We start from the raw sequence: 5,805 nt of genomic DNA on the forward strand, positions 1-5,805 counted from the left end.
GGCCTCAGCCACATCTTCGGGCAGGATCTGCTGCTTGAGCAAGCTCCGGCTCTTGTAGAAATCCGGCAGCGCCTCCACCGAAACGCCGTAGGCACTGGCCCGCTGCTCGGCCCATTCGCCCTGCCATATGGTCGAATTCGAAAGAACGGCATCCGGGTTGACGACGTTGGCCCGGATTCCATAGGCCGCGCCGTCGAGGGCGATGCACCGCGCGAGCTGCACCTCTGCCGCTTTCGCCGTGCAGTAGGCCGCCGCATTGGGCGACGCGGCCATGGCGTTCTTGCTCGCGACGAAGACGATGCTGCCGCCGCGACCCTGCGCCTGCATCTGGCGGAAACCTTCCCGCGCGACCAGGAAATAGCCCGTCGCCATGATGCCGACGTTGCGGTTCCACATCTCGAGCGTCGTCGCTTCGAAGGGGGCTGAAGAGGCGATGCCGGCGTTGGAGACGACAATGTCGACGCCGCCGAATTCCCGCGCCAGCGCGGCATAACTTTCCACGACCAGCGCCTCGTCGGTGACGTCCACCTTGTGCGCGCGAACGCGGTCGCTCCCGTATTTGCCCGCGAGATCGTCGAGTGTCGCCGAAAGCCGCGCATCGTCGATGTCAGTCAGAAAGACGACGGCGCCCTCGGCGAGCAACCGCCGTGCCGTCGCAAGGCCGATGCCTCCGGCCGCCCCCGTGATATAGGCGACGCGACCGGCGAGAGGCGCGCGCGGAGGCATGCGGCGAAGCTTCGCTTCTTCCAGCGCCCAGTATTCGATGCGGAAGGCCTCGTTCTCGGCAAGGCCCGCATATCCGCCGGCGATTTCCGCGCCGCGCATGACGTTGATGGCGTTGACGTAGAACTCGGCCGCGATCCGCGCCGTCACCTTGTCGAGCGCGAAGCAGACGATGCCGATGCGTTCGATGATGACCACGACCGGATAGGGATCGCGCATCGCCGGCGAATCCGGCTCGGCATTGCGCCGGTAGTAGGCCGCGTAATCGCGCGTGTATTGCTCCACCGCGATCTTCGCCTGCGTCGCCAGCGTTTCGATGTCGTCCCTCGCGGGATCGTATTTCAGCAACAACGGCAGGCGCTTCGTTCGCAGGAAGTGATCCGGGCAAGAGGTGCCGAGCGCGGCAAGTTCCTCCAGTCGCGACGAGTTCACGAATTCGAGGACGTCCGGCGTATCGAGAAAATGCCCGGCCTTGTATTCCTTCTCGCTGACGACGCCGCGCAACACAGGAAGCAACCGGGCGACCAGTTCGGCGCGCGCCGGCGTCGCGACCTCCGACCCCCTGGGCTCCCCGAAGGGCGCCGATGCGGGACGGCGCGCGAGCCAGTTCCGCGCCTTTTCGACCGCCTCGATCGTCCGCTCGAAACAGGTCTCCGACGTGTCGGCCCAGATGACGAGCCCGTGTCCGCCGAGGACGACGCCTTTCAGCGACGGATTTTCGGTCGCGAGCTTGCCGATGCGAAGGCCGAGTTCAAAGCCCGGACGGCGCCAGTCCATCCAGCCGATCTCGTCGCCGTAAATCTCCTTCGTCACCGCGGCGCCGTCGCGGCAGGCGGCAATGGCGATGACATCGTCGGGATGGACGTGATCCACATGGGCATAGGGAATGAAGCCGTGGATCGGCGTGTCGATGCTCGGCGCGCGCGGATTGCCGCCGAATGCGCAATAGGAGAAGAGCTCGACCATCTCGTCCTCGAACTCGGGGCCGCGATAACGCGAGGTAAGCGAGAGAAGCTTGTCCTGATAGAGCGTCGCGAAACCGTCGGCCGAAATCGAGCCGAGATCGCCGCCCGATCCCTTGACCCACAACACGCTGACCGGCTGGCCCGTCAACGGATCGGTTCCGGCGATCTTCGCCGAGGTGTTGCCCCCGCCGAAATTCGTCAGGCGCAGATCGGAGCCGAGCAGGCGCGACCGATAGATGAGCTTGTCCAGTTCGGACGAGCCGGCGGACGCTTGGTCCCAGCTGGGAAACGGTTTCAGATCAGACATGGCGCCCTGACGCGTTTGCAAAGTCGATGGCGCGTAGTCTACCGTATTGGACATTTTTGAACACAAATTTTCAGTTTATAACAGAACATAACACCTGGCCGAGCTTACTTCGCGGCCGTCCCCTCTATCGCCAGCGCCACCGAGCCGCCATGGACGGTCTGCGTGGCGATGTCGGTGGTCGCGATGGCGCTCCAGAGGCCGGCCTTGTTCGAATGCACCGGGAAGGCCGGGAAGTTCGACGAGGTGATGTCGAGCCTGAGCTTCGAACCGGGCTGCAATTGCCATGCAATCGGGTTCATCGCGAATTCGAGTTCGACTTCCTCGCCGGGCGTATAGGTCAACCGCGTGTCGTCGCCCTTGCGGAAGGCGAGCGCCATGTAGTCGTCGCGAATATTGAACACGCGCCCGTCGGCGAAATGCTCCGACAGCTTGACCGCGAAGGCCGTGTCCGGCGCGCTGCTGGAAACCCGAAGCTTGACGGTGATCGGGCCCGAAATGAGCTTCGCCGTCGGGATTGCCTCGGACGAAAAGGAAAGCACGTCGCCGCGCGAACAGAGATCGCTCCCCTGCTCGGCGTTTGCGGCGGGCGCGACATCGGGCGCAAGCAGGAAGGAGCCGCCGCGCGTACGCACCGGGTTCTTCGGATCGTAGACATAGGAGACCGGCGCGGTTTCCGCTTCAGCCGCCGCAAGACGTCCGCCGTCGCATTTGCCCTTCGCCTTTCCGAGATCGGCGAGATAAAGCGTCTCAACGGTCTGCGTCGTCGGCCATGCGTCGGCGTGTTCCCAACGATCGGCGCCGTTCACATAGTAGCGATAGCCGGGCTTCAACTCGTCGGGAAGCGGCTCGCCCTTCAGATAATGATCGAGCCAGACGACGGTGTTGGCGAAGCCCCGCTTCTTCCCCGGCACCTCGAGGTCGCCGGTGCGCCCGCTATGGTCGCCGGGCTCGATGACGAGCAGGCTCTCGGCGCGCGTCGGCAAGTCGGGGAACATCTTGAGCGTCCCGCGCAGGAAGAAATCGTACCAGCGCCCGGTGAGCATGACGGGTACGGCCACGCCCTTGTAGCTGTCGCGGATCTCGTTATAGATCGGTTGGTGCCAGAAGGGATCGCCCTTCTCCGGATGCGCGATGTAATCGCGATAGGCCGGCCAGGCCTTGCCGAACTTCGCCGGATCGACCCCATTGGCGGGCATAAAACCCGCGACGTTCTTTTCCCATTCGAGCGCCGATTCCTTGCCGTCGCGCCCCTCGGGATAAAGGCTTGCCAGCCAGGCGCCGGTGATGCCCTGATCGAACTGGCCGCCGTGATAGGCGAGTTCGTAGTAATCGCCATGAGACACGTCGGCAATGAAGGTCTTCACTTCCGGCGGCAGCTTGTCCGCGATCGCCCATTGCACGAGACCGACATAGGAGGCGCCGACGAGCGCGAGCTTCCCGTTCTGCCAGGGCTGCGCCAGAACCCAGTTCAGCGTATCGACGCCGTCGGCACGCTCGTGAACCAGCGGATACCAATCGCCTTCCGAGCCGAACCGGCCGCGCACATCCTGATGCACGCAGGCATAGCCGTAGCGGACATAAAGGCGGCAAGTCAGATATTTCGAATAGGAGTAGGGATCGCGAACGACGATGGTGGGCCAAGGGCCCTTGCCTTCCGGCAGATAGATATGCGTCTCGAGCTTCACCCCATCGCGCATCGCGACCTTGACGGTCTGCACGTCCTGCGCGTCGTTCTCGTAGGGCGGGATATAGCCCAGATATTTAGGAACGTAGTAGGAGGCCAACGCCTCGATGCCCCACTCCTTGATCTTGCCGCATCCGGAGAGGCCAGCCGTCAGCGCGACGAGAGAAAGCGTGACGATGATACGTGAGCGGAACATATGGCCTCGCCTTGGCAGTTGAATCCGGAAAAATTTGGGGCGGCGCCAGACCGGGAGGGATCGCGTCGCCCCGCCGGTGAAGCCGCATCTCAGCACGGACGCGGCTTCACCGTAGTGCTTGTCTCATGCGTCAGAACTTCGCGCTGACCTCGACGCCGAACGTCCGCTCCGTCCCGAGGAACTGGCTGTAGCCGGTGTAGAGATAGGGTGAGCCGAAGATGGCCGCCGCGTAGTCCTTGTTCAGCAGGTTCTTTCCCCAAAGGGCGATCTGCCATTCGTTCATCTCGTCCTTCAGACCGATCCTGCCGCCGAAGATGGCATAGGAGCCTTGGATGGTGTTGGGATCCTGACCGAGGTCGTAGAGCACCTCGGAACGCCAGGACACGTCGCCCGTGATGAACGCCGCCAACGTCGTTTCAGGGAGCGGCTGCGAGTAGGTGGTGCTGGCATTCAACGACCACTTCGGCGCATTGGGCAACCGCTTGCCCGCGAGATCCTGCACGCCGCCGACGCAACCTTCAGCCGCCGTCTGATCTCTGTAGCAACCGGCCGAGGGATATTCCCGAATGACCGCGTTGGTGTAGGTGATGCCGCCGTTGACGGAAAGATTCTCCAGCGGATTGCCGAACATTTCGAGCTCGACGCCGCGGGTGCGCACCTTGCCGACGTTGCGGACCTTCGAACGCGCCGTCAGCGGATCGTAGGAGAATGCCTGGAAGTCGTCGATCTCGGTCCAGAAGCCGGTGAGGCTGACGGCAACCTTGTTGGCAAGCACACTGCGCAGGCCGATCTCGAGGTCCGTCGGAATTTCAGGCTTCACGATGGTCGCCTGCCCGGTGCCCACGCCGCTATCGGCGTCGATGCCGTAGCCCTTGTAGCCGCGGCTCAGGGTCACGAAAGCCGAGGTCGTCCTGGTCGGCGAATATTGCAAGCTGATCATGCCGGTTTCGGCGACGTCGGACTTCTCGGCGCTGTAGGCATCCGGCGTTCCGAGCGCCACCAGCGGATTGGGGTGAAGGAGGAAGTCGAAAAGCCCGCCTGGCCCGAGAAGACCGATCGCGGCGGAGTTCGGCGTATGCGTGTAGTCGGACTCGATCCGGTCGTAGAGAAGCCGGGCCCCGCCGCTCAACGCCCACTGGTCGTCGAAATGATAGGTCGCCTGCCCGTAGACCGCCGCGTTGAACGTCTTGTAGGCGAAATCGTCGACCGTCCGCGCCGGAAACGACGCGGGCAGGATATTGAACGTGCCGTAGAAGTCGGAGAACGTGTCGATGGTCTGTCCCATCGCGAACAGGCCGATCGTGTGTTCCAGCTTCGCGCTCTTGGACACGAACTGGAGTTCCTCCGAATACTGCTTGATCTTCGAGTCCGATCCCGCCACGAGGCCCGGCTGCGGCGTCGAGTCGATGTCGTAGAACTCCTTGGTGTGATAGTTGCGCCAGCCGGTGATCGAACGGATCGTATAGTCCGACAGCTCGTATTCCGCGGTGAGCGTCAGGGCGCCATTCCAGCTCTTCTGATGCGAAGGATAGTCGATCATCGCCTCGCGATTGTGCTCCGACGGCTCCAGCGGCCGCGACAGGCTCGCCTGCGCCGTGGCGAAGGCTCCCAGAGGATCGTCCGAGACGCTCCGCTGCGTCCAGACGCAGCAATCCTGATCCTGCTGCCAGTAGGTGCCGATAAGATAGAGCGAGAAGTCGCTGTTCGGCTTGTAGAGCAGCTTGCCCGAGCCGCTCCACTCGTTATGGTCGTTCATCTTCTCGTTGCCGTTCTTCGCGTCGATATTGGTGACGTTGCCGTCGCGCGTATTGGAGAAGAACGAGAATCGCCCGAGCAGGGAACCGTCTTCAGTGAGCGGACCGGACGCGGCGCCGCTGACCTTGACCTCGTTGTAGCTGCCGTAGCTCGCACGGCCTTCGGCCTCGAAATC

At 63.2% G+C, this 5,805-nt stretch carries 3 protein-coding genes; all 3 read right to left on the reverse strand.

Annotated features, from left to right (window positions below; all coding sequences use genetic code 11):
* A partial coding sequence (locus VMR03_RS16545; protein WP_325407170.1) for a bifunctional rhamnulose-1-phosphate aldolase/short-chain dehydrogenase occupies nucleotides 1–1,995 on the reverse strand: 1,995 nt, incomplete at its 3' end.
* A 104-nt stretch (nucleotides 1,996–2,099) separates the two neighbouring features.
* Nucleotides 2,100–3,875, reverse strand: a complete 1,776-nt coding sequence (locus VMR03_RS16550; protein ID WP_325407172.1) for a CocE/NonD family hydrolase — start codon at nucleotides 3,873–3,875, stop codon at nucleotides 2,100–2,102.
* Between the two features lie 130 nt (nucleotides 3,876–4,005).
* A partial coding sequence (locus VMR03_RS16555) for a TonB-dependent receptor (RefSeq protein WP_325407174.1) occupies nucleotides 4,006–5,805 on the reverse strand: 1,800 nt, incomplete at its 5' end.

Origin of the sequence: Parvibaculum sp. (assembly GCF_035511255.1) — a bacterium.
Lineage (GTDB): Bacteria > Pseudomonadota > Alphaproteobacteria > Parvibaculales > Parvibaculaceae > Parvibaculum.

What these genes read in the sequence shown, in the direction of transcription:
- VMR03_RS16550 (WP_325407172.1), bottom strand. Translation starts at nt 3,875, where the DNA reads ATGTTCCGCTCACGTATCATCGTCACGCTTTCTCTCGTCGCGCTGACG.